A 22567-nucleotide genomic window follows, 5' to 3' on the forward strand; every position below is an offset into this window, starting at 1 on the left:
GACAACGCCAGCTTGGAGACCCTATGACCATGATTTCCGCTCGCATAGAGCGCCTGCCTTTTTCCGGATTCCACCGCCAGCTTTTATTGGCCGGTGGCCTGGGCTACACCTTCGATGCGATGGACGCCGCAGTGATTGCCTTTGTGCTGCCAGTACTGCGCACCGATTGGGCCCTGAGCAACGTGCAGGTGGGCGTGCTGGCCAGCGCCAATTTCATTGGCTTTTTCTTTGGCGCGCTGGCGGCCGGAACGCTTGGTGATCTGATCGGTCGACGTGCCGTCATGATGTGGGCACTCTTTATCTACTGCCTGGCGTCGGCATTGAGCGCCATGGTCAATGATTGGACGTCTTTCCTAGGCTTGCGCATTTTTGCGGGCCTGGGAACTGGCGCAGAAAGCGCCATCATTGCGCCCTATTTGTCTGAGTTTGTGGCGCGCCGCTACCGCGGCGCCTTTACGGGTGCCTTGGCCGGATTCTTCTCGTTCGGCTTTGTCGGGGCCGCACTCCTGGGCTACTTTCTGGTGCCAGCCAGCGCCGACGGATGGCGAATCGTCATCTTGATCACGGCAGCCCCCGTTTTGATGCTGTTGTGGTGGCGCCGCAGCTTGCCTGAATCTCCGCGCTGGCTGGAAAGTCAAGGCCGCACTGCCGAGGCGGAGGCCATCGTCGTCGCCATGGAAACCTCTGCGCAACGCAGCGGCAAACCCTTGCAAACCATGGACGCTGCAGAAATGGCCGCCCCGCCCCCCAGCAGCTCGCGCGGCTCCGTCTTGAAGAACTACTCTGCACTGCTCTCGCGCAAGCTGCGCAAAATCACCATCATGACCTGGGTGATGTGGTTGTCGATGACCTTCAGCTACTACTCCTTCTTCACCTGGATTCCCAGCCTGCTGGTGCAAAACGGCATGACCGTCTCCAAAAGCTTCGGCTATGCCTTGGTGATGTACATCGCCCAGGTTCCCGGCTACTTCTCGGCCGCCTGGCTGAACGATCGTATCGGACGCCAAGCAACCATTGTGAGCTACATGCTGCTGGGCGGGCTGTGCGCGCTGGCTTTGGCCTACTCATCCAGCGACCAGCAGATCATGCAGGCCGGCGTGCTCTTGTCCTTCTTCATGAATGGTGCCTATGCCGGGCTGTATGCCTACACGCCCGAGGTCTTTCCCACCCATGTGCGCGCCACCGGCTCCGGTCTGGCATCGGCAATTGGCCGGATTGGCGGTATCAGCGCCCCCATCTTGGTGGGTTATGTGTATCCCACCTTGGGCTTTGGCGGCGTCTTTGGCATGACGACAGCCGTCCTGCTGCTGGGCTCGGCCGCCGTTCTGATCATGGGCGTCCCCACCCGGGGCCGTTCGTTGGAAGCCATTGCCGCCGATGAGCTGGCATAAGGCACGCAACCCGCTTGATGAATCGTTTTTTAAGAGTCGCTAAATGAACCCGCCCATCCCCGCCGTATTGGAAGCACTCGCGCTGAGCCATGATGCGCCCGCACAACCCCAGGCCACATTTGCCGCCATCGAGCGTGCAGCCGCAGACATACTGGGACACCGCTTGTTTACCGTGCTGGTCTACTGGCCTGGCGCCAGCGAATCGCAGCGTATTTACAGCAACATGCCCGATGCCTACCCCGTAGGCGGGCGCAAAGCGGTCACCAATGCGCCCTGGATGCAGCAAGTCGTGCAGCGCGGTGAGTTCTACATTGGCCGCAACGCACAAGACCTGCGCGAAGTGTTTTACGACCACGAACTCATCGACTCGCTGGGCTGCCAAAGTGTCTTGAACCTGCCTGTGCGCTGGCAAGGGCAGACGCTCGGCACCGTCAACCTGCTGCACCGGGAAGGCTGGTACAACGAAAGCCATGTAGCCCCGGCCAGAGTGCTCGCTCAGCTGGCGCTGCCAGCGTTGATGGGCTTGCAATGAACAAAAACAACAAAAAAGGAAACGCCCCATGACCCAAGCCATTCTGATCAAAAACGCCCACCTGCTCGACCCCAGCCAGCCCGAGCTGCAAGACCGCCACGACATCCTGATTGAGGGCGGAGTCATCCGCGAAGTCTCGACCCAGCCCATTTCCAGCGCGTCGGCCCTGGTCATCGATGCGCAGGGCAAAACCGCCATGCCCGGCCTGATTGACCTGCACGTACACATCGTGGCGGTGGAGGTCAACCTGGGCCGGCAGGTACACATGCCCAATGTGCTGGTCACGCTGCGCAGCCTGCCTATGCTGCAAGGCATGCTGCGCCGTGGTTTCACGACCGTGCGAGACGCAGGCGGCGCCGGCCATGCATTCAAACAAGCCGTGGACACCGGTCTGGTACAGGGCCCGCGCCTATTCGTATCGGGCCGGGCGCTGAGCCAAACCGGCGGCCACGGCGACATGCGCTTGCGCTCTGACCATTTGAACAACGGGCTCTGCCCCACCTGTGTCCGGGTCGGCTCATTGGCCCGCGTTGCCGATGGGGTAGACGAGGTACGGCGCGCAGCCAGAGAAGAACTGCAAATGGGGGCCGACCAAATAAAAATCATGGCCTCGGGCGGTGTTGCCTCGCCCACCGACCCTGTTGGTGCGCTGGGCTACAGCGAAGCGGAAATCCAGGCCATCGTTGCGGAAGCTGCAGCGCGACAAACCTACGTACTCGCCCATGCCTACACCGCGCAGGCCATCTCCCGCGCTGTACGCTGCGGTGTGCGCACCATCGAGCATGGCAACTTGGTAGACGCCGCAGCCGCACAAGCAATGGCTGAGCACCAAGCCTACGCTGTGCCCACCTTGGTCACCTACGACGCGCTGGTTGATGAAGGCCCCGCCTTGGGCCTGCCCGCCGACAGCGTGGCCAAAGTGGCCGACATGCGCGCCGCTGGCCTGCGCTCGCTCGAAATCCTCAAGGCAGCCGGCGTCAAAATGGGCTTTGGCTCCGATCTGCTGGGCGAATCACAGCGCCTGCAAAGCGATGAGTTTCGCTTGCGCACCCAAGTGCTGACGCCCGCTGAAGTCATCGCTAGCGCCACCCTGATCGGCGCTGAGGTCCTGGGCATGCAAAACCGGCTGGGCCGCCTCATCCCTGGCGCTATTGCCGACCTCTTGCTGGTGGACGGCAACCCGCTGCGCGACATCCACTGCTTGCTGGGCCAGGGCGAGCAGATTCCGCTAGTGATGAAGGCCGGAAAAATCGAGTTCAATGCGCTTTGATTAGCCCCTGACTGCACCCGCGCCGCATTAGCGCCACAGCCAGCGGCCCGTGGACTGCCATGGCTCCCTCTCGGGCCTAAAGGCGCAAACAGGCTGGTTCTGCAACAGCCCAGCACCATTGCTATAACGGCGGGGCGCACTCCCCAAAAAATCCAACGCACCGCGCTGGACGAAGATCTTGCATCCACCCTCCAGCATCTGCTTGGGAGTGCACCTGCGCGGCCCAAAACCCCCAATGCCTCTGCCCTAAAACAGCCCAGGCGCAGCCATGCGGGGCAGCACCGCTTCCAGGGCCTGGCCCAGCGCCAACAGGCGGCGGTCGCTGTGCATGGGGCCGTCCAGCGCCAGGCCCACTGGCAGCCCTTGTGACAGGCCAATGGGCAAAGACAGCCCGGGAATGCCGGCATTGCTGCCGGGGCCGGTGTTGCGGGTGAAGGTTAAAAAAGTGGGGCTGAGATGGCCGTTGTGGTCAAAAACAAGGTCGTCGCCAATACGTGGCGCCGTGCTGGGCGTTGTGGGGAACACAAGCGCCTGTACACCATTGGCAGCAAACACATCGCCATACATGGCTTGCAGCTGCGTGCGTGATTGAAGCGCTGCCTGGTAAGCCTCTGCAGAAGGTTTGAGCGTGCCCAGCAATGGCACAACAATCGCCGCAACATCGGGGCTGAGCACTTGGCCAATCAGCTCTGCAAGGCTCAACTTGGCGGGGTGCTTGCGCAGGTACTGGCCCAGGTCACTGACAAATTCAAACGACGTCAGCGCAAACGCGATTTCTGCATTCAGCTTGGCTATACCGGGCAGCGCTACCGGCACAAACTGAACGCCAGATTGGCGCAGTAGCTGCAGCGCAGCGTTGCACGTTTTTTCCACCCCGGCATCCAGATCGTCCCAAAAAATGTCTTGTGGAATACCAATTTTCAAGCCCTGCAGCGGCGCCGGTGTCTGTGCCTCCCAGTCGCCGGTCAGCACGCTGTCCAGCAAGGCAAGATCGGCCACGCTGCGCGCAATGGGGCCCGCTGTATCGCGTGTAGTGGCAATGGGGCAAAGGCCTTGGCCGCTCACCCGCCCGGTACTGGGCCTGAACCCCGCCACCCCGCATAAAGCGGCAGGAATGCGTATGGAGCCCCCGGTATCCGTACCAATAGAGGCTGGCACCAACCTGGCAGCAACGGCTGCGCCTGAACCACCGCTGCTGCCACCGGGGATACGGCTCGCATCCCAAGGGTTGTGGATGGCACCGGTACATGCGTTGTTTGACGTAATGCCAAACGCCAGCTCATGCATGCCCAGCTTGCCCGGGATCAACGCGCCCGCCTGGCGCAGGCGTGCCACCAGCTCTGCGTCCTGGCCAGAGGTAAGGGCGCCCAAAGCACGAGTGCCCGCGCCGCAAGCGAAACCAACTGCCTCGATATTGTCTTTCAGCGCAATCGGCACGCCCAAAAGCGGCAGGCGCTCGCCTTTTGCCAGCTTGGCATCAGCCGCTTGGGCCTGGCGTCGCAAACCCTCTGCGTCGAACTGCACATAGCAATTCAGAGCCTCTGCGGCCTCGGTGCGTGCAATCCAATGCTCTGCCAAATCTATGCAGCGCACATGCCCTTTTGCCAGCGTATCTCTCACCTCAATGGCGGTGCCATCCATCAGTTCCATGCGTGTCTCCAGAAACGGAGCCCCAGCTTAGGAGACCCATGTCCGCCATGCACCTGACAGGAATGCTAGGTGGCGCGGGTCAACCCTGATGGATATTGGGCACGGTGCTCCTAACATCGGGAAAACCTCTACTCCCTACCCGCTACCCATGCTGCTTTTCATCGTCTTATGCAACTGACCAAGGCCCAAACTTCTGCATTGAGCGGGCTGATGCGGCTGCTGGCAGAAACCACGGGGGCCGACGCGCTGCGCGAGGCCTGCGCCATCCACATGCTCAAGCTGTTAGAGGCCGACCAATATGTCTCGATGGTGTGGAACGCTGCGGCTGAACAGTTCGAGCGCGGCACCGCCATGAACGTGTCAACAGACAGCTTGCGCGCCTGGGACGAGCACTACCGCTTTGTCGACCCGCTCACCCTGCCGATGATGGCCCAGCGCCGCCCCACGCTGGCCACGCAGATCCTGGGCCAGGCCGAACTTGTGCGCACCGAGTTTTTCAACGACTTTCTCAAACGCGAGCGCATGCACTGGGGCATGAACGTCTACTTTTTTGCAGGCGACGAATGCATGGGCGACATGCGGATATGGCGGCGCCGTGATCGCGGCAACTTTGGCTTTGAGCAGCTGGAGCTGCTCCGCATGGTGGAGCCTGCCATTACCGCGACACTGGTCCGGCTGGCTCCTCGCCTTGGTGCTGCACATGCCGTGCCAAAGGTCGCAGAGCCAGAGCAACTGCTGCAAGCGCAAACCCAGTTAAGCAAACGCGAAGCCGAGGTTGCCTGGCTGGCCACTTGCGGCTGCACCGACAAAGAAATCGCCCAACGCCTGCGGCTGAGCTTTGCCACCGTGCGCTTTCACATGGCCAACGCCTTCCGCAAAATGCACGTGGAAAACCGAGCAGCGCTGGCATCCAGAGTGCAGGCCATTGTGGGCCAGCAACGCGCAGAGCTTGCAGGCCAGCAAGCCAATCCGGGCGTCCAAGACCTGTGCTTGTTGAGCGTTTAGCCTGCGCGGCAATTTAGCGCCGGGCCGCTTGCTGCCAAATTCGCGGTGATGTCGCCAATGCCAATCCCTGCCGCTCGCACCGCTCACCGCTGTACACCCACGCGCCACAAAACAAATCGCAAAATGCTGTGCATTCATCCAGTATTTATGTATACTGGTGTTTCGTACAGTACTTCATTGATCTCACCATGGACAGCACACCGCTTCTGGAAGTCAAACTCTGCGATTTTCCCCAGCTGGAAGACCAGCACCGCATAGCTGCCGAGCAACGCTTTGGCCGCACCCTGGCCCGCTATTTCGACAGCTTGGATGCGCTGGCCCAAGCGCGCAAGGCCTTTATCGATTGCAGCGAAAGCTACGACCCGCCCAAGCCTGACGACATTCGCTTGGCCAGCGCCTGGCAACAAGCCTTTGTGAAAGCGCACGAGGCCGGCATGCGCCCGCTGGGCGGCGCAGAAGAAGCGTATTTTGATGTGCGCATTGCGGCCTGATTGCCGCAAGTCCAACCAAGTATTTTTGGGCGAAAGCGGATGCTGGTGCGGCGCAACGGCCACCACCAGACGCAGCGAGTAACCCACCCCTCTCCTTCGGCGCAGGCTCCCTCCGAGCGTCGTTCAGCCACCGTTTACGGTGGCTTTTTTTTGCTTCAAGGGTTTCCTTGGTTCGCAAGTCTGGTGGCAAAGCAAGCTGCAACCACCGCAACCAGCCGAAACGCGCTGCATCAAACACGCGCGCAAAACGCCTGCCACACCTTCACACCACCCCGCCATTAGCCCGCAGCACCTGGCCGTTCACCCAGGCGCCGTCGGGGCTGGCCAAGAAAGCGACTACGGCGGCAATGTCTTCGGGCTCGCCCAGGCGCTCCAGTGGCGCGAGCTTGGCGATTTGCTCCATCAGCTCGGGGGTTTTGCCGCTGCGGAACAGCTCGGTGTTCACTGGCCCGGGCGCCACAGCGTTGACGGTGATGCGGCGGCCGCGCATCTCTTTGGCCATGATGTGCGTCATAGCTTCTACCGCCGCTTTGGTGGCGGCATACACGCCATAGCCAGGTTGGTACAGGCCCACCACGCTGGTCGAAAAGTTGATGATGCGCCCACCCTCGCGCAGGCGCTGGCCGGCTTCGCGCAGGCAGTTGAAGGTGCCGCGCAGGTTGATGGCGATGTGTTGGTCAAAAAGCGCATCGTCGCTTTGCACAATGGGCGCCAGCTTCATCACGCCGGCGTTGTTGACCAGCACATCTACGCCGCCAAAGGCTTCGGTGGCTTGGTCCAACATGGCTTTTACCGCTGCTGCGTCGGCCACATCGGCCTGCACGGCAATGGCCGCCCCGCCCTCGCCCTGAATCTGCGCCACCAGAGCCTTGGCCACATCTACGCCGCCGGCGTAGTTCACCACCACGGCAAAACCGTCTTGCGCCAACCGGCGCGCCACCTGGGCGCCAATGCCGCGCGATGCGCCGGTAACGATGGCTGTTCTGGCTGTGCTCATGGAGATTCTCCTGCGATGAAAAGTTGGATGTAGCGTTGGCTGGGCCAAGGCATGCCCGCGCCAGCATAGCGCCCGGCCCGCCAACCCGCTGCAGGAGAAATACCCAGGCTGCGCCAGCCGTTGTTATGTGACTGATCTCAAGCATTGCTCCACCGCGCGAACGCCGATAAGCCCGGCTGCATCCATAATCCACTCAGTCTCCTGTACAGGGGCGGGTGCTTCAAAACATCTGACAGCAAGCGGTATCGCCTCCTCGAAAGCGAGGCTCTTCAACAAGGAGCACTTAACCATGCCCCAAATGCACTCGCTTTACCGCTGCAACGGCCACGCGCCTTGCCTGCCCCGCCACCGCCTTTTGCAGACAACAGGAGGTGCGCAATGACCGATACCCTGCGCGACGCTCTCCCCGCATTTAATCTGCACACCGCGGCGCACGCCAATACGGTGGCCGGTTTTACCTCCCCTTTGCGGCTGCAAAGCCACCAAGCTGCTCAGCTGGCCAGCAGCCTGCGCGGCATGGAAGCCATCGCCCGCGTGCTGGTGGCCGAGACCGGCGAGGATTGCAGCGACACCGCGCTGATCGTGGGCGACTACCTGCGCAGCGGCTTGCTGGAAGCCATAGTCTCCATGGCCGCCAACGCGGGTGAGATGCTGGAGACGCTCAACAACCAGGCCAAAGCCGCCCAAACGGCAAACCAGCACTTGCGCTAAGCCTACAAAAAACGAAGCCCGCCCGGCCGTGTACCAGCGGGCTTCGTTTTGTCCAAGGCAAGCAGCTTTCTAGCTTTGCCATGGCTTGGTAGCACGCTGCTATGGATGCCAGGAGCAAGCTCACCTAGACCCGCCACGACCGAGTGAGTCTGATTGCCTGGGAGAAATTGGCGTCGCTTTTTTACCCGCCATCTGGTGGGCTGAGGCTGCGCCATTTCTTCAGCGCTACAACTGGCGAAGGCTCAAGAGTTGAGCCGCAACCGGCACCGAGACCGTCCATGCCCATGTCATGTTTCTGGCCTCTGTACGGGCCAACGCATTGCCACTCGCCGCTCGCTTGGCAAGCCGTGGCTGGCCTCGGCATCCAGTGCTTCTCGAAGATGTAGAACGGGATGCTTCACCGGGTTGAATCCCAATTTTGCATACGCTGGCGCGCACCATGGCACATCTTTGAATGTTGTCAGCGTCAGTGCGGCCAAGCCGGTTTCCAAAGCATATTGATATGCGCTGCGAGCCAAGCGCGTGCCAACGCCTCGGCGCTGCCAATCACCATGAACGGAGAGCTCCCAAATGTGTAGTTCATGGTTTAAAACTTCGGCGTTCAGAAAGCCGACCAAGTGACCACGCGATGACTCGGCAACCAACACGGTTTTCTTGAGGATGAGCCGCGCATGCTCGGATGGCTCTATGACCTGCCCGTCTGCCAGCCACGCCAAATCGGGTTCAGCTCGATAGAGCTCGCTGGCAGATTTTTCAATTTGCGGCAGAAACGCCGCGTCCTCAAGAGAGGCGACACGAATCAACATGTGTACGGTAAAGACTGATCGTGCAGCCTTTCAGGAGCTTGATCGAACGCATCTGCACGCCAAACGTGGAGACGCTATGGGAGTAGTCTATCGCTTGCCTGCGCTCCAGTAGCGAAAGCAACGGGCTACGAGCTGCAATCTGGAGTCTGGAACCTGCAAACCCTGTTTGATGCGGCCAATAAATCAATGGGTCAATGGTCCATGGAGCTGACATTCAGGTCAGGCCGCGCGCGCTGCCAGCGCTGATCGTCGCAGCAGGCCGCCCGGAGCCAGAAAACTGGCCGCTGAAACAGCGCCAATTACTGGCCATGCTTGTGCACTACCTGCCCGCTCCAGCCATGCCGGCCTGCAGCATCTCGTACATGTGCATGACTGCGGCACTCGCCTCTGCCTCATTGCGCAAAATGCCCAGCTCCAGATCTGGCAGTGGCGGCAAGCCTTCGCGGGCACCCAAGATGCTTAAGCCGGGCGGGACGCTGCAGCGCGCAATGGCTGCCACCGCCAGCCCGGACTGGACGACGGTAACTAGCCCGGCCAGCCCGGTGCTGGAGTAGGTGTTGCGGTACGGGCGGTCTGCTTCGGTCAGCGCTTTCAAGGCGTATTCACGTACCGATGGCGTTTGAAAAAGCGCAATCGGCAGCGGATTTTTCTCCCACACGGCATGCGCTGCAGAACCAATCCACACCATGGGTTCGCGGCGAACAACGCCACTCGTCTGCCCCATGACATGCGTGACAACGGCAATGTCGATCAGGTCGCGGGCCAGCGCGTCGATCAAGGAAAAAGACGGTTCGCAAACAAACTCCACCACCACCTCCGGATAGTGGCTGGCAAAGCGCTCCAAGATGGGCGATACCAGCGGCACAGCGTAACTCTCGGGCACGCCGAGGCGGACTTTTCCGCTGACGTGCGGCCGCGTCACACTGGCCCAGGCCTCGTCGGACAGTCGCAGCAGCCGGCGCGCGTGCACCAGCAAATCAGTGCCGGCACTGTTGGGCGTAACACGCTTGCCACCGCGTTCCAGCAAGGGTTTGCCAATGAGCGCCTCCAGCTTTTGGATTTGCATGCTGACTGCCGACTGGCTGCGCCCAATGCGCAAGGCCGCATGGGAGAAGCTGCCGCTATCGACCACCGCAACAAAGCTGCGCAACAGATCCAGATCGAGAGGCTGAGGCATGGGTATCAGGAAATCAAATTCGACTTATCAGTTTAATTCGTTTGACTGATGCCAACCAACACCGCATGCTCAGCCCATGTTCTGCCTCCAGCCCGCCTGGCACGCTTTGCTCTCGCCAGCGCTCCCCATCCATGCACTCCCGCACCCGCACAGCCCGCGCTGACAGACTCAACCTGCCGGCGCTGGTGTCCATCATGCTCGGCGTGATCGTGGTAACGCTGGATATCTCGCTCACGAGCACCGCCATCCCTTCGATTGCCGCAAGCTTGGCCGTGCCGCCGGCGCAGCTCATCTGGGTGATCAATATTTATTACCTGGCTGTGGTTGCCGCGCTTTTGCCCTTGGGCGCGCTGGGCGAGATCCACGGGCACCGGCGCGTATTTTTGGGCGGGCTGCTGGTGTTTGCACTAGGCGCGCTGTGCTCCGGGCTGGCCAGCTCGTTGTGGGCGCTGATGGCCGGGCGCGCCGTTTTGGGCCTGGGCGCGGCCGCAGTCTCAGCCACTACGCCAGCGATGATTCGCGCACTCTACCCGCCCGAAAGACTAGGCCGCGGCCTGGGTTTGTACGCCATGGTGGTGGGCATCGCCTTTACCGTGGGGCCTACGGCGACTTCGGCCGTGCTGGCCGCTGTGGACTGGCCGTGGCTGTATTGGATGAGCGCGCCGGTGGCCCTGCTTGCACTTGGCCTGGGCATTTTCTACCTGCCGGAGACTGAGCCCAATATTCGCCGCTTTGATACCCGCGCTGCAGCACTGTGCGCCGCCACATTTGCCTGCCTGCTTTTAGCCATTGCCGGCGCTGCGCATTTGGGGTGGTTGCCCGTCGCAGCTGCGGTAAGCGGCGCCCTGCTTTTTGGCTACCTGCTGCGCCTGCGCGAGGCCAAGCAGGCGGCGCCACTGCTGGCGGTGGATTTGTTCCAGATTCCGGTGTTCGCCCTCTCCGCCGTTACCGCCAGCTTCGCCTTTGCGGTGCAAGGTTTGGTCTTTGTGGTGCTGCCATTTTTGCTGATGTTCAACATGGGTTACAGCCAGGTGGAAGCCGGTTTGCTAATTACGCCTTGGCCCGCAGCACTGGCTTTTATGACGCTGATCGCACCCCGTTTGGCCGAGCGGGTGAAACCCGGGCTTTTGGGCGCAGTCGGCTTGGCCATTTTGGCCGCCGGCCTGTGCCTGGTTGCCACCATGCCAGCCACACCGAGCATCTACAGTATTGCCTGGCGCCTGTGGCTGTGCGGCGTGGGCTTTGGGCTTTTCCAATCGCCCAATATGGTGGCGCTCATGAGCAGCGCGCCCAAAAACCGCAGCGGCGGAGCCAGTGGCATTTTGGCGGCATCGCGCTTGCTGGGCCAATCCATTGGCGCGGCCGCGGTGGCTTTTTGCCTGACCACCTGGCCCACGCAAGGCGTAGCCACCGCCCTCTGGCTTGGCATGGCGTTGGCTTTGCTGGGCAGCTTGGCCAGTTTGCTGCGCCTGCTGCCATCGGTTGCGCAGCGCGCGGCGGCGTGATACCCATGCTGGCACGCACCTGAAAGCAGACGCTCCAGCACCCAATACCGCACCTTGCAGGTGCGCAATGCGCGAGCGGATACAATCGCTACTTCATCTGAGTATTTTCCGTCAAGAAAAATTTATCAATCACAACAGCAAAACCAATTAATTGATAAGCACTCAGCCCGCAGAACCCTTGTTTTCTAAAGGAGCTGAAAGACTTGCAAACCGCTAACGTCACCACCCCTCGCCTCACGCCCGTCGCCTCGGCAGGCAAGAGCGGCACGCTCAATGCCCTGAGCAACCGCAGCCGCAGCAAACTCAAGGCCTCGCCCACGGCGATCGTCACCAAGACCAGTGACACCAAGTACACCTACGCCGAGTTCAAGCCCGATCCAAGCGGCCCCTTTTTGAACGCTACCATGACCGAACCGTACCTGGGCCTGGAACTGGCGTACCGCAAGTAATCCCTCAGCTTTAAGCCTCAACGCTACGACAGCCCGCCGCATGACAACGGCGGGTTTTTTTGTTTCACGATGGCTCCAATCGGACACTTCGCTGGACTGCGCCGAAGCCATATGGACACCGGTCTTTCCAAGGCGTCATGATGAGCCAGATCAAGCTCAGCCAAACCGCTTTGGAATCGGCGCAACCCCAGGCACAGGCAGTCGAACTGCAGGATACCGTGAACTACAGGGAGCCTGACTCACTCAGCATGATCCGCATTGCGCCATAGCACACCACGCCCCCACCGCCAGCCCGAGTAAGCTGGAGCACACCGGCTGCTGCGGACACCGCCGACAATGCTGCGAAGGATTTGGACCCTATGAATGTCACCATCAAACAGCTGCGTGTGTTTTGCGCGGTTTATGAGCTTAAAAACTTCACTCTGGCAGCGGACGCCATGTTTATGACGCAGTCCGCCGTCAGCAAAGTCTGCGCCGAACTGGAGGCGGAGCTCGATATCCCGTTGTTTGAACGCACCACCCGACGCGTAGAGCCTTGCGACGGCGCGGCTGATTTCTATGTGCATGCGCAAGAGATTTTGGCCAACCTGCGCGCGGCTGAGCGCTGCGTGGCCAGCATTCGCGGGCTGGAGCATGGCAGTGTGAGTTTTTCTGCTTCGCCGATGATGGTGTTCTCGCTGCTGAAGCCGGTGATTGCACAGTTCCACCGCAGCTACCCGGGTGTGTCGATTGCCTTGCACGAGCTGTCGACTGAAGAGTCGATTGAGTTTGTGCGTACCGCCAAATGCGACTTCGCCCTTGTCTCCTACACCGGCAATGACCCGCAGTTAGCGGCCCGAGTCGTGTCTCGCAAACCCATGCAACTGGCAGTGCCCCTCAGCCATGCGCTGGCTCAGGTCGATGATGTGGACTGGGCCGAGCTGGTGTGCCACCAGCACATCACGCTGCGCAGCGCGTACAGCGTGCGACAGACCATTGATCGCATGCTCAGCTCACGGGGGCTGCAGCTGCCTTCGGTGATTCAGGCGGGCACGCTCGCGTCTGCCTTGTCGCTAGTGCGTGAGGGCCTGGGCGTGACCCTGATGCCCAGTTACGCCGCCTCGGCCGCACGCGAGATGGGGCTGAAGGTGCTGAACATTGGCGGGGCCACGCCCGAGATGCATGAGCTGTCGCTGCTCACCCGCAAAGACGCCAAGCTCTCGCTCACGGCCAACGCCTTTGTGCAGGCGCTGGACGATTACCTCAGCGCGCAAAACGCCCTCTAAACCCTTCGGTCACAGCGCATCTCCCACCGCACGCGGCCACGCCGCCGAGTGCTTGGCCAGCACGCGCCACCATTCATGAGCCCGAGGACTGGTGCGACAACTTTTATTCGCTTGTCCCGCAGCGCCTCAGCCTGCATCATTTGTCTCAGTTCAGCGCCCACCTAAAGCGTGGCAACCGCTAGCAATTGCAGCGAACCTGAACGACCCCGTCATGCGCTTTTGAGCATTGCCAAGCGGCCGCCACCCATGCCGCAGGCTATCCAGGCTGAAGATCGCATGGGCCCCATTTTCCAATAATCCATTCGGAGACAAAATGATCAAAAAGGTACTGACCTTTGGCTTTGCCGTGGCCGCAGCCGCCGCCATGGCCCAGGATGCCTACCCATCCAAACCCGTCACGCTGGTGGTGGCCTATGCCCCGGGCGGCATGACCGATATCCTCACCCGCAAGATTGCACGTGACCTGCAGCAGACCACTGGCAAGCCTTTTGTGGTGGAAAACAAGCCCGGCGCTACCGGCCAGATTGCCACCGACTACGTGGCCCGCCGCGCCCCCGATGGCTATACCATTTTGGTGGGAGCCACGAGCCACGTTATCAACCCGGCGCTGAAGAAAGGCCTGCCCTACGACCCTCGCAAGGCGTTCGAGCCGGTGGCGCTGCTGGCTGTCAGCCCCAACTTCGTCCTCGTCAACCCCAAGCTCAACATCCAGTCGTTTGCCGACCTGAAAGAGTACAGCAAGACGCAAAAAACCATTCCGTTTGGCACCGCAGGCACGGGCGGCGCGCCGCATATCGTGGGCGAGCTGTTGCGCCAGCAAAGCGGCCTGCCACTGGTGCACGTGGCCTACAAGGGCGCAGGTCCCGCCATGGCCGACCTGGTATCAGGCCAGGTACCGTTTGGCATTTCCGAATCGGTTACCGCAGATGCATACCTGAAGGACAAGCGCATTGTTCCACTGGCCATTGGCTCGGCTAAACGCTCACCCCGCTACCCCGATGTGCCCACCCTCAACGAGCTGGGCTACAAGGATTTTGACCTGTCCACCTGGGTCGGCGTGTACGCGCCAGCAGGCACTCCGGCACCCATTGTGGAAAAGCTCAACACCGAAATTCGCAAGGCCATTGCCGCCCCCGACACGCTGGAGTACATCCGCTCCACCGGCTCAGAGCCCGGAGAAATGGATGTGAAGGAATACCAGAAATACGTGGGCAACGAATTTGACAAGTGGGCGCGTGTGATTCAGGAAGCCGGGGTCAAAGATGAGTGAGCCAAGCACCACCACTGCCACACCCGAATCTCCCGAGCAGCGCTTTCTTGCCGAGCTGGCCACCGGCACAGCCAAGGTCCAGCAGTGCGCCGATTGCGGGCAGAAATTCTTTCAGCCACGCACGCACTGCCCACACTGCCACAGCGCACGTTACCACTGGGTGCCTCTCACCATGGCTGGCGTGCTGCACAGCTATACCAACCGCCCTGCGCAAAAGGACCGCGCCGCCTACAACGTGGTGCTGGTTGATATGGCTGACGGCTTTCGCATGATGTCCACCTGCCCTGGCATGGAGCTCGACATGAATGCTATTGGCCAGCCGCTTACGGCGCGCATTGACCTGGGCTGCTCGCCCGCACGCCTTGTTTTTGGAGCTGCCGCATGAGCCCATCCCTCTGGAACCCTTCTTTGCGCGCTAGCGTCTCCATTGTGGGCTGCGCCACCTATGGCATCGGCGATGCCGGCGGGCAGACCGATCTGGAGGTGTGCTCACATGCCGTGCACGCTGCCGTGGCCGATGCGGGCCTGACGATGGCCGATATCGACGGCATCATGACAGCGGGGCTGACTTCGTCGATGTGGGTAGTCAAGCTCGCTGAATACCTGGGCCTGCGCCCGGCTTTTTCAGACAGCACGCAAATAGGCGGGGCCTCGTTTGTGGCCCACCTGCTAACAGCAGCTGCGGCCATTTCGGCGGGCCTGTGCCGCAATGTGGTCATTGCCTACGGCGCCACGCCGCGCAGTGGCAGCAGCGCCTCGGCCACCTCGCCGGAGCGGGCCAAGATGGACCCTTACCCGTTTGAAGACCCGTTTGCCCCGTTTAATCCGCCTTCCAGTTACGCACTGGCGGCCACGCGGCACATGCACCAGTACGGTACTACCCGCGAGCAGATGGCCGCCGTGGCGGTCGCGGCGCGCCAATGGGCCAATCTGAACCCCGAGGCTTTCAAACAAGGGCCGCTCAGTATTCAGGATGTGCTGAATGCCAAGCCCGTTTCCACCCCCTTCACCGCAAGAGACTGCTGCCTGGTGACCGACGGAGCAGGTGCCATTGTGGTAACGGCACGAGGCAACGCCCGTGGGCCACACCAACCGGTACACATGCTGGGCACGGCAGTAGCCCACCACCACCGACAAATTTCGGCCATGCCGGACCTTACGGTCACCTCGGCGGTAGAAAGCGGTGCACTTGCCTTTTCAAGAGCAGGCCTGTCGGTGAACGACGTGGATGTGCTGCAGCTGTATGACGCGTTCACCATCAACCCCATTTTGTTCCTCGAAGACCTGGGCTTTTGCCAAAAAGGTGAAGGCGGCGCCTTTGTGGCCGATGGCCGCATTGCCCCAGGTGGCGCGCTGCCGGTTAATACCAATGGCGGCGGCCTCTCGTGCGTACACCCCGGCATGTACAGCATGTTCGCGCTGGTCGAAGCGGTGCGCCAGTTGCGCGGCAACTGTGGCGCGCGCCAAGTGCAGGGCGCACAGGTTGCCCTGGTACACGGCAACGGCGGCGTGCTCAGCGCGCAAGCCACCACCTTACTTTCAACGGAGTTCTAACCCATGCTTTCTGGAAAAACTGCAATTGTCACCGGCGCTGCGAACGGTATTGGTCGTGCAACGGCTCTGGAGCTGGCCCGCCTGGGCGCCAACGTGGTCGTCAACGACTTGAGCGTGTCGATCGACGGACGCGAATCAGAGGGCAATGCCGCACAGGCCGTGGTCGACGAGATTGTGCAAGCCGGTGGCCAAGCTACGGCCAATGGCGACTCGGTGGCTGATTACGCCGGTGCCCAGCGCATGGTGCAGCAGGCCATGGACACCTTTGGCGGCCTCGATATTGTGGTGAACAACGCTGGCATTGTGCGCGACAAAATGTTCTTCCGCCTGACCCCGGAGGACTTCGACGCCGTGGTCCAAGTGCACCTGTACGGCACCTTCAACGTCAGCCGCGCGGCGGCCGAGCAGTTCAAGGCGCAAAACGGCGGCAGCTTCATCCACATGACGTCCAACTCCGCCGTGATCGGCAATCGGGGCCAGTCCAACTACTGCGCGGCCAAGCTGGGCATTGTGGGCTTGTCCAAAGCCATTGCACTCGATATGGCGTCCTTTAACGTGCGCTCCAACTGCATCTCGCCACTGGCCTGGAGCCGCATGAGCGCCACCATCCCCCCCAAGACGGATGCGCAGGCCAAGTTCATCGCCAAGATCAAGCGCATGGGCCCCGAGACCATTGCACCCTTGGTGGGTTATCTCGCCTCCGATGCAGCGGCCGAAGTGTCGGGCCAGATCTTCGCGGTGCGCCTCAATGAGATCTTTCTGATGTCGCAATCGCGCCCCGTACGCTCGGTGCACTGCTCCGACGGATGGGAGGCCGAATCCATCGCCACGCATGGCATGGCTGCGCTCAAGGCCTCGTTCATGCCGCTCGATACCTCGGCCGAGGTGTTCGCCTGGGACCCGATTTAACTCCCCTCCCCACCATGCACCATGGCTCTGAACTACGCACAGCTTAAAAGCCTGCAACTGCCGCCCACGCACCAGACGCTGCGGCCCGAGGACTGCATCGTCTACGCGCTGGGCGTAGGTGCCGGGTTACGCTCGCCGTCAGACCTGGGTGACGAGACGCGGTTTGTCTATGAGGAGCGGCTGCAAGCCCTGCCCTCACAGGCCAGCGTCATGGCCTACCCGGGTTTCTGGATGCGCGAGCCCGCCTACGGGCTGGATTGGCGCCGCATTGTGAATGCCGAGCTGCGACTGGCCCTGCACGGCCCGCTGCCCACTGAGGGCGAGCTGGCCGGCCACACCGTGGTATCGGCCATCCACGACAAAGGTGCGGGCCGGGGCGCCATGGTGCAAACCGAGCGCCGCGTCTGCAATGCCTCTGGCCAGTTGCTTGCCCAAGTGACACAGCTGAATTTTTGCAGAGGCGATGGTGGCTATTCTGCGGGTGACAGCGCGCTGTCAGATGCACTGCCCCCCGCCATCGACAAGCCGCCTGCGCACGCCCCCGAGCGCCAGCGGGTGCTGGCCACCGGCCACCAGCAAGCCGCCATTTACCGACTAACGGGCGACCGTAACCCGCTGCACATCGCCCCCGAGGCCGCCCGCGCTGCAGGCTACCCTGGCCCGATTTTGCACGGCGCGGCCACGGCAGGCATGGTGTGCCGCGTGCTGGCCAGCCTGCCGGAGGCGCAGCACGCGCCGTATCTGCAGACCTTTCAAATACGCTTTACCGGCGTGCTCTTTCCTGGTGATGCACTGCACGCAGACCTGTGGAGCCTGCCGGATGGCCGCCTCTCTTTTCGCTGCACCACGCTGCGCGATGGCAGCAGCCACGACGTTGCGTACGGATGCGCGCAATGGGCCCACTGAACATGACTACTTTCCAAGACAAACGCATGGCCCTGCACGCTGCAGTGGCCGATATACCCTCGGGCGCCTCCATTTTCATAGGGGGCTTTGGCGGTGCAGGCATGCCCGCCCGATTGCTGGAGGCGCTGTGCGCGCGCACAGAGGTGGACAACCTCACCCTCATCAACAACAACGCAGGTGCCGCCGATGTGAGCTTTTTGCAGTTGGTAGAGAGCGGGCGTGTCTCGCGCATTTTGTGCTCTTACCCCCGCATGCCCGGCTCCGAACCCATTCGCCGTCAGGTGCAGGCAGGCCAGTTGGAAGTGGTCGTCATGTCGCAAGGCACCTTTGTAGAGCGCATTCGCGCTGCCGGCGCGGGCTTGGGGCCTTTCTACACGCCTACCGGCTATGGCACACGCTTTGCCGAGGGCAAACAAACCTGCATCTACCAAGGCCGTGGCCATGTGCTGGAAGAACCCCTGCATGCCGACTACGCCTTTGTGAAAGCCGACGTGGCCGATGCCATGGGCAACCTGACCTACCGGCTGGCCCAGCGCAATTTTGGCCCCGTCATGTGTACCGCCGCGCGGGTGACGATTGTGGAGGCCCGTGAAGTAGTAACGCCCGGCGATCTTGCCCCCTCGTCCGTGGTAACCCCGGGGGTTTTTGTGAATCGTTTAGTGGAGGTGCAATGAACTGTTCCACCCTCAACCGACAAGAAATGGCCGACATGGTGGCCCAAGACCTGCCGCGCTACGCCGCAGTGAACCTGGGCATTGGCATGCCCACCCTGGTCGCCCGAGCGATCAAACCTGAAAGCGGCGTGCAGTTGCACAGTGAAAACGGCATTCTCGGCATGCGCGGCCTGCACGCTGGTGAGACAGGTGACCGCGACCTGATCAACGCCAGCAAAGAGTTTGTGGCGCTGCTGCCCGGCGCATCTATTTTTGACCACGCCCTGTCGTTTGCCATTATGCGCGGCGGCCATTTGGATGTGACGGTGCTGGGCGCGTTTGAGCTGGCCGCCAATGGCGATTTGGCCAATTGGTCGCTTGGCGACGACGACCCACTGCCGTCCGTGGGCGGCGCGATGGACCTGGCCATGGGTGCCAAAACCGTTTGGGTGATCATGGAGACACAAACCCGCGACGGCCGCTCCAAGCTGGTGCAGCAATGCACGCTGCCGCTCACCGGCCTTGGCGTGGTGAGTCGGGTGTATACGCAAATCGGTTCCTTCGACCTGGCGGACGGCGCCTTTGTGCCCCGTGCGCTGCTCCCCGGCTTGAGCGAAGCCGACGTGCGCCAGCATGTGGCAGGCCCCTTGCGCTGGAACGCCAGCGTGCTCCGCATTCCCCCCAAAAGCCAACAGGAGCACAGCCATGTCTGATGCCATCGTCATTCGCGATCACAACACCGAGGTTTTTCTGGCCGATGTCACGCAGTGGCTGCAGCACGCACTGCAAGTGCTGCGCACCGAATTTGACGACTGGCAGTTCCCCCACGATGCCTGCCGGGCCCGCTGGAACCAGATGCTGTGCAACGCCGGGCTGGTGGCTCTGAACTGGCCGCAGGCTTATGGCGGGCGTGCCCTGCCTACGGCCACAGTCATCCGCTTTCATGAACTGTGCGCCCAGCACGGCGCGCCGCAGCCGCTCAACAGCATTGCCCATTCCATATTGGCGCCCACCTTGCTGCAATTTGGCAGCGATGCGCAAAAAGCCCAGTTCTTGCCCGGCATTCGCGATGGCAGCGCAGTCTGGTGCCAGGGCTATTCCGAACCCGGCTCAGGCTCGGACCTGGCATCGGTGCGTACACGCGCCGTGGCTGCCGACAACGACCCCAGCAAGGGCTGGCACGTTTCGGGCCACAAAATCTGGACCACCATGGCCCACAAGGCGCAGTGGTGCTTTGCGCTGGTGCGTACCCAGGCCGACAGCCGCGCCCACCACGGCCTGAGCTTCATGCTGATCGATATGACAGCACCCGGCGTGCGCGTGGAGCAAATCCGCCAGCTGACCGGCGAGGCCGATTACAACGAAGTGTTCTTCGACCAGGCATTCGTGCCCGCAAGCCAAGTACTCGGAGCCGTGGGTGAAGGCTGGCGCATGGCAATGGCCGCTGCCGAGTTTGAGCGCGGCGTGTATTTTTTGCCGCGTGTGATTCAGATTGAGGCCGAACTGAAAAGCACCCAGGCCATGCTTGACGCCGCCCGCAATACCCACCCCGATGCCGGCCGCATTGCCACCACGCTGGAACAGCTGGAGGACCGCTGTGCCGTGCTGCGCTGGCGAGTAGACACGATTGTCGAACGTGTTTCGCGCGGCAGCACGCCAGGGATTGATGGTGCCATCCTAAAACTGATCTGGAGCGAAGCGCGCCAGGCCTTGATGGATGTGCGCATGGAGCTGCTGGGTGAGGCCGCGCTGCTGGGCCCCGGCTCGGGCAAACGCTTCCCGCGTGAGGCCGCCATTTCTCGCGAATTCTTGTGGTCGCGCGCCGAAACCATTGTGGCAGGCACCTCCGAGGTTCAACGCAACATCATCGCCGAGCGCCTGCTTGGCCTGCCCAAGGACAAACATGTCAGCACAACCTGAAACCCATACCCTCGAATACGCCCCCGCATTTGCCGAACTATTGCAGCACAGGCACCCGCTGGCAGCGGCGCGCACGGCGGTAACGGCAACAGGCAAGCTCAGCTCGGCGGCCGCTGAGCTCTGGCAGCAGTTGGACGATGATGGTTGGCTGCAACTGTGGCAGCCTGAGCACCGCGAGGCTGTTGCCCCGGAGATTTTGGCCTTTGCCGAAGCTGCAGGCCGCCAATCGCTCACACTGCCCTATGGCTTTGCCACCTTTGTGCTGCCCGCGCTGCGCACCATGCCCGAGTTGGCCGCGTTTGCGTGGCAACTGCCCGAAGGCAGCTTGACCGTAGGCCGCGTTCATGCCAGCGCCGATACTGCGCCAGTTCTGATCGATTTTTTAGGCCCTGATGCCGCCTACTTTGACCTGGCCCTGTCGCCCGGCACTTGCCAGTTGCGCCGGGTGGCGCTGACCCATGGCGATACCGTCGGAGGGCTTGACCCTTGCGTACCGGTGGCCGCCGTAGCCCCGGCCAATGCCCAAGTACTGGCACAAGCGCGCTTTGCCATGGGCCGCGAACGCATGCTGGGCTTGCTGCAGCCCTACCTGGTATTTGAGTACGGCCAAATGGTGGGCGCTGCCCTGGCCGCGCTGGATTTGGCGATTTCCTACGCCAAAGAACGCCGCCAGTTTGGCCGTGCGATTGGCGAGTTCCAGGCCATCAAGCACCAATTGGCCGATGCCTGGGTGGGTGTGGACAACGCCCGCTACGCACTCCGGGCACTGCAGGCCACTGCAGCTGGTGATGCGGCTCTGCCCGCGCTCTTGCGCCAGTGCGATCGCATCGTATCTACCAACTGCCAACGGGCCACGCGGCTGGCCGTGCAAGTGCATGGCGGCATTGGTTTTGCCTGGGAGCACGATGCGCACCTGCACCTCAAGCGCAGCTACAAGCTGGCAGCGCAACTGCGCCCGCTGGTGCAAGCACTGGCCTGATGCGCAACCCTCTCTCCCATTCACCCTGGCCCTCTCTCGCCGACCCACCATAGCTACAACCTTAAGGAGACAAACATGCCCATCCCCCATGACCGCAGAACCGTTCTGAAGAAGCTGGCCGCCGCCACGCTCGCCCCCGCATTCAGTGGGCTGGCCTTGGCCGACACCTACCCGAGCCGCCCCATCAACCTGGTGGTGCCCTTTGCCGCTGGCGGCATGACCGACATTTTGGGCCGCCAGCTGGGCAAGAGCATCACCACCAGCTGGGGCACCCCGGCGATTGTGGACAACCGCCTGGGCGCAGGCGGCATTATTGGTGCGGATCGCGTGGCCAAAGCCCCGGCAGATGGCTATAACCTGCTTATCACCACCACCGCGCACGTGGTGAACCCCGCCATCACCAAAAAGCTGCCTTACGACACACTGGGCGACTTTACCCCCATTGCCATGCTGGCTCGCACGCCCAATGTGCTGCTGGTGCACCCCGGCATTCCAGCTAACAACCTGCAAGAGCTGCTGGCCTATGCGCGCAAAAAAGGCGGCGTTACCTACGGCTCATCAGGCACCGGGGGCACCACGCACCTCTCGGGCGAGCTGCTGGCCTCCAAAGCCAACGCGCCATTCATCCATGTGCCGTACAAGGGCACGGCGCTGGCGATTAACGATTTGATTGGCAAGCAGATCGATGCCTCGTTTGTCGACGCGCTTTCGGCCGTCAAATATGTGGAATCGGGCACGCTGCGAGCCATTGCCGTGTCTACCAAAGACCGTAACCCCGCCCTGCCCCAGGTACCCACCATTGCCGAGCAAGGTGTGCCCGGATACGAAACGGAGATTTGGATCGGCCTGTACGGCCCGGCCAAGCTGCCCGCGCAGTTAGTCGACAAGCTCAACAAAATCGCCCTTGAATCCATGGCCGAGCCTGACTTTAAAAACATGATGGCCAAGCAAGGCACGCAAAACGGCACCATGGATGTGAACGCCTTCCAGGCCTACGTACCGAGCGAAATGGCCAAGTGGGCCGACATTTGCAAGTTGGCCAATATTCAGCCTGCCTGACACCCCTTTATTTGATTCCCCCGCAAAAAACGCCTGGGTCATTCCAGGCGCTTTTTGTGCCCGCTACC

Annotated in this window: 23 protein-coding genes; 19 read left to right on the forward strand and 4 right to left on the reverse strand. The window is 61.8% G+C overall.

Going from position 1 to position 22567, the window contains the following annotated elements; all coding sequences use genetic code 11:
• Window positions 1-23: 23 nt before the first annotated feature.
• From ACFIQF_RS10015 to ACFIQF_RS10025, 3 genes are read left to right on the forward strand one after another with little or no spacing between them, the layout of a single operon-like run.
• Window positions 24-1391 carry an MFS transporter gene (locus tag ACFIQF_RS10015; protein ID WP_393942431.1) on the forward strand — a complete coding sequence of 456 codons (1368 nt, stop codon included), beginning with the start codon at window positions 24-26 and terminating at the stop codon, window positions 1389-1391.
• A 43-nt stretch (window positions 1392-1434) separates the two neighbouring features.
• Window positions 1435-1923, forward strand: a complete 489-nt coding sequence (locus ACFIQF_RS10020) for a GAF domain-containing protein (protein ID WP_393942433.1) — start codon at window positions 1435-1437, stop codon at window positions 1921-1923.
• Between the two features lie 28 nt (window positions 1924-1951).
• A complete protein-coding gene (locus tag ACFIQF_RS10025) occupies window positions 1952-3193 on the forward strand; it encodes a metal-dependent hydrolase family protein (protein ID WP_393942435.1) in 1242 nt (413 codons plus the stop codon).
• 246 nt (window positions 3194-3439) lie between these two features.
• Here ACFIQF_RS10025 and iaaH read toward each other — a convergent pair whose 3' ends face one another.
• Complete coding sequence (gene iaaH, locus ACFIQF_RS10030; RefSeq protein ID WP_393942437.1) at window positions 3440-4843, reverse strand: indoleacetamide hydrolase; 1404 nt, start codon at window positions 4841-4843, stop codon at window positions 3440-3442.
• Window positions 4844-5011: 168 nt separating this feature from the next.
• Between iaaH and ACFIQF_RS10035 the strand changes: the two genes are divergently transcribed.
• Window positions 5012-5848: a helix-turn-helix transcriptional regulator gene (locus ACFIQF_RS10035; protein WP_393942439.1), complete on the forward strand. Its 837-nt coding sequence runs from the start codon at window positions 5012-5014 to the stop codon at window positions 5846-5848.
• Window positions 5849-6036: 188 nt separating this feature from the next.
• The gene (locus ACFIQF_RS10040) at window positions 6037-6339 is read left to right on the forward strand and encodes a hypothetical protein (RefSeq protein WP_393942440.1); all 303 of its coding nucleotides are present in this window, start codon (window positions 6037-6039) and stop codon (window positions 6337-6339) included.
• Window positions 6340-6601: 262 nt separating this feature from the next.
• On the opposite strand, the gene ACFIQF_RS10045 is transcribed toward ACFIQF_RS10040, so the two are convergent.
• Window positions 6602-7336 carry an SDR family oxidoreductase gene (locus tag ACFIQF_RS10045; RefSeq protein WP_393942442.1) on the reverse strand — a complete coding sequence of 245 codons (735 nt, stop codon included), beginning with the start codon at window positions 7334-7336 and terminating at the stop codon, window positions 6602-6604.
• A 378-nt stretch (window positions 7337-7714) separates the two neighbouring features.
• Between ACFIQF_RS10045 and ACFIQF_RS10050 the strand changes: the two genes are divergently transcribed.
• Entirely contained in the window at window positions 7715-8047 is a 333-nt protein-coding gene (locus tag ACFIQF_RS10050) for a hypothetical protein (protein ID WP_393942444.1), read from the forward strand.
• Between the two features lie 287 nt (window positions 8048-8334).
• Here the strand turns inward: ACFIQF_RS10050 and ACFIQF_RS10055 are convergent, their stop codons facing one another.
• Together ACFIQF_RS10055 and ACFIQF_RS10060 are read right to left on the reverse strand one after the other, a co-directional pair.
• Entirely contained in the window at window positions 8335-8853 is a 519-nt protein-coding gene (locus ACFIQF_RS10055) for a GNAT family N-acetyltransferase (RefSeq protein ID WP_393942445.1), read from the reverse strand.
• A gap of 319 nt (window positions 8854-9172) precedes the next feature.
• Window positions 9173-10030 (reverse strand): LysR substrate-binding domain-containing protein, encoded by an 858-nt coding sequence (locus ACFIQF_RS10060; RefSeq protein ID WP_393942447.1) that lies wholly within the window; start codon window positions 10028-10030, stop codon window positions 9173-9175.
• Window positions 10031-10161: 131 nt separating this feature from the next.
• Here ACFIQF_RS10060 and ACFIQF_RS10065 point away from each other — a divergent pair, with 131 nt between their 5' ends.
• The 13 genes from ACFIQF_RS10065 (at window position 10162) to ACFIQF_RS10125 (ending at window position 22499) form a co-directional block, all read left to right on the forward strand.
• Window positions 10162-11535 (forward strand): MFS transporter, encoded by a 1374-nt coding sequence (locus tag ACFIQF_RS10065; RefSeq protein ID WP_393942449.1) that lies wholly within the window; start codon window positions 10162-10164, stop codon window positions 11533-11535.
• A 203-nt stretch (window positions 11536-11738) separates the two neighbouring features.
• A complete protein-coding gene (locus ACFIQF_RS10070) occupies window positions 11739-11984 on the forward strand; it encodes a hypothetical protein (RefSeq protein ID WP_393942451.1) in 246 nt (81 codons plus the stop codon).
• A 359-nt stretch (window positions 11985-12343) separates the two neighbouring features.
• Window positions 12344-13249, forward strand: a complete 906-nt coding sequence (locus ACFIQF_RS10075) for a LysR family transcriptional regulator (protein WP_393942453.1) — start codon at window positions 12344-12346, stop codon at window positions 13247-13249.
• Window positions 13250-13562: 313 nt separating this feature from the next.
• Window positions 13563-14519 carry a tripartite tricarboxylate transporter substrate binding protein gene (locus ACFIQF_RS10080; protein WP_393942454.1) on the forward strand — a complete coding sequence of 319 codons (957 nt, stop codon included), beginning with the start codon at window positions 13563-13565 and terminating at the stop codon, window positions 14517-14519.
• Window positions 14512-14904 (forward strand): Zn-ribbon domain-containing OB-fold protein, encoded by a 393-nt coding sequence (locus ACFIQF_RS10085; protein WP_393942455.1) that lies wholly within the window; start codon window positions 14512-14514, stop codon window positions 14902-14904. Before ACFIQF_RS10080 ends, ACFIQF_RS10085 begins: the two co-directional genes overlap by 8 nt.
• Window positions 14901-16073, forward strand: coding sequence for an acetyl-CoA acetyltransferase (locus tag ACFIQF_RS10090; protein WP_393942457.1), 1173 nt, complete (start codon window positions 14901-14903; stop codon window positions 16071-16073). The genes ACFIQF_RS10085 and ACFIQF_RS10090 overlap by 4 nt, the downstream gene beginning before the upstream one ends.
• Before the next feature lie 3 nt (window positions 16074-16076).
• Window positions 16077-16982 (forward strand): SDR family oxidoreductase, encoded by a 906-nt coding sequence (locus ACFIQF_RS10095; RefSeq protein WP_393942459.1) that lies wholly within the window; start codon window positions 16077-16079, stop codon window positions 16980-16982.
• A 21-nt stretch (window positions 16983-17003) separates the two neighbouring features.
• Complete coding sequence (locus ACFIQF_RS10100; protein WP_393942461.1) at window positions 17004-17888, forward strand: MaoC/PaaZ C-terminal domain-containing protein; 885 nt, start codon at window positions 17004-17006, stop codon at window positions 17886-17888.
• Window positions 17889-17890: 2 nt separating this feature from the next.
• A complete protein-coding gene (locus ACFIQF_RS10105) occupies window positions 17891-18562 on the forward strand; it encodes a 3-oxoacid CoA-transferase subunit A (RefSeq protein ID WP_393942463.1) in 672 nt (223 codons plus the stop codon).
• Window positions 18559-19254: a CoA-transferase gene (locus ACFIQF_RS10110; protein ID WP_393942464.1), complete on the forward strand. Its 696-nt coding sequence runs from the start codon at window positions 18559-18561 to the stop codon at window positions 19252-19254. The genes ACFIQF_RS10105 and ACFIQF_RS10110 overlap by 4 nt, the downstream gene beginning before the upstream one ends.
• Window positions 19247-20461, forward strand: a complete 1215-nt coding sequence (locus tag ACFIQF_RS10115; RefSeq protein WP_393942466.1) for an acyl-CoA dehydrogenase family protein — start codon at window positions 19247-19249, stop codon at window positions 20459-20461. The genes ACFIQF_RS10110 and ACFIQF_RS10115 overlap by 8 nt, the downstream gene beginning before the upstream one ends.
• A complete protein-coding gene (locus ACFIQF_RS10120) occupies window positions 20445-21440 on the forward strand; it encodes an acyl-CoA dehydrogenase family protein (RefSeq protein WP_393942468.1) in 996 nt (331 codons plus the stop codon). Before ACFIQF_RS10115 ends, ACFIQF_RS10120 begins: the two co-directional genes overlap by 17 nt.
• Window positions 21441-21515: 75 nt before the next feature.
• A complete protein-coding gene (locus ACFIQF_RS10125; RefSeq protein ID WP_393942470.1) occupies window positions 21516-22499 on the forward strand; it encodes a Bug family tripartite tricarboxylate transporter substrate binding protein in 984 nt (327 codons plus the stop codon).
• The last annotated feature ends 68 nt before the right edge of the window (window positions 22500-22567 follow it).

The sequence above is a fragment of the Comamonas trifloxystrobinivorans genome, assembly GCF_043359985.1.
In the GTDB taxonomy this organism is placed as follows: domain Bacteria; phylum Pseudomonadota; class Gammaproteobacteria; order Burkholderiales; family Burkholderiaceae_C; genus Comamonas; species Comamonas trifloxystrobinivorans.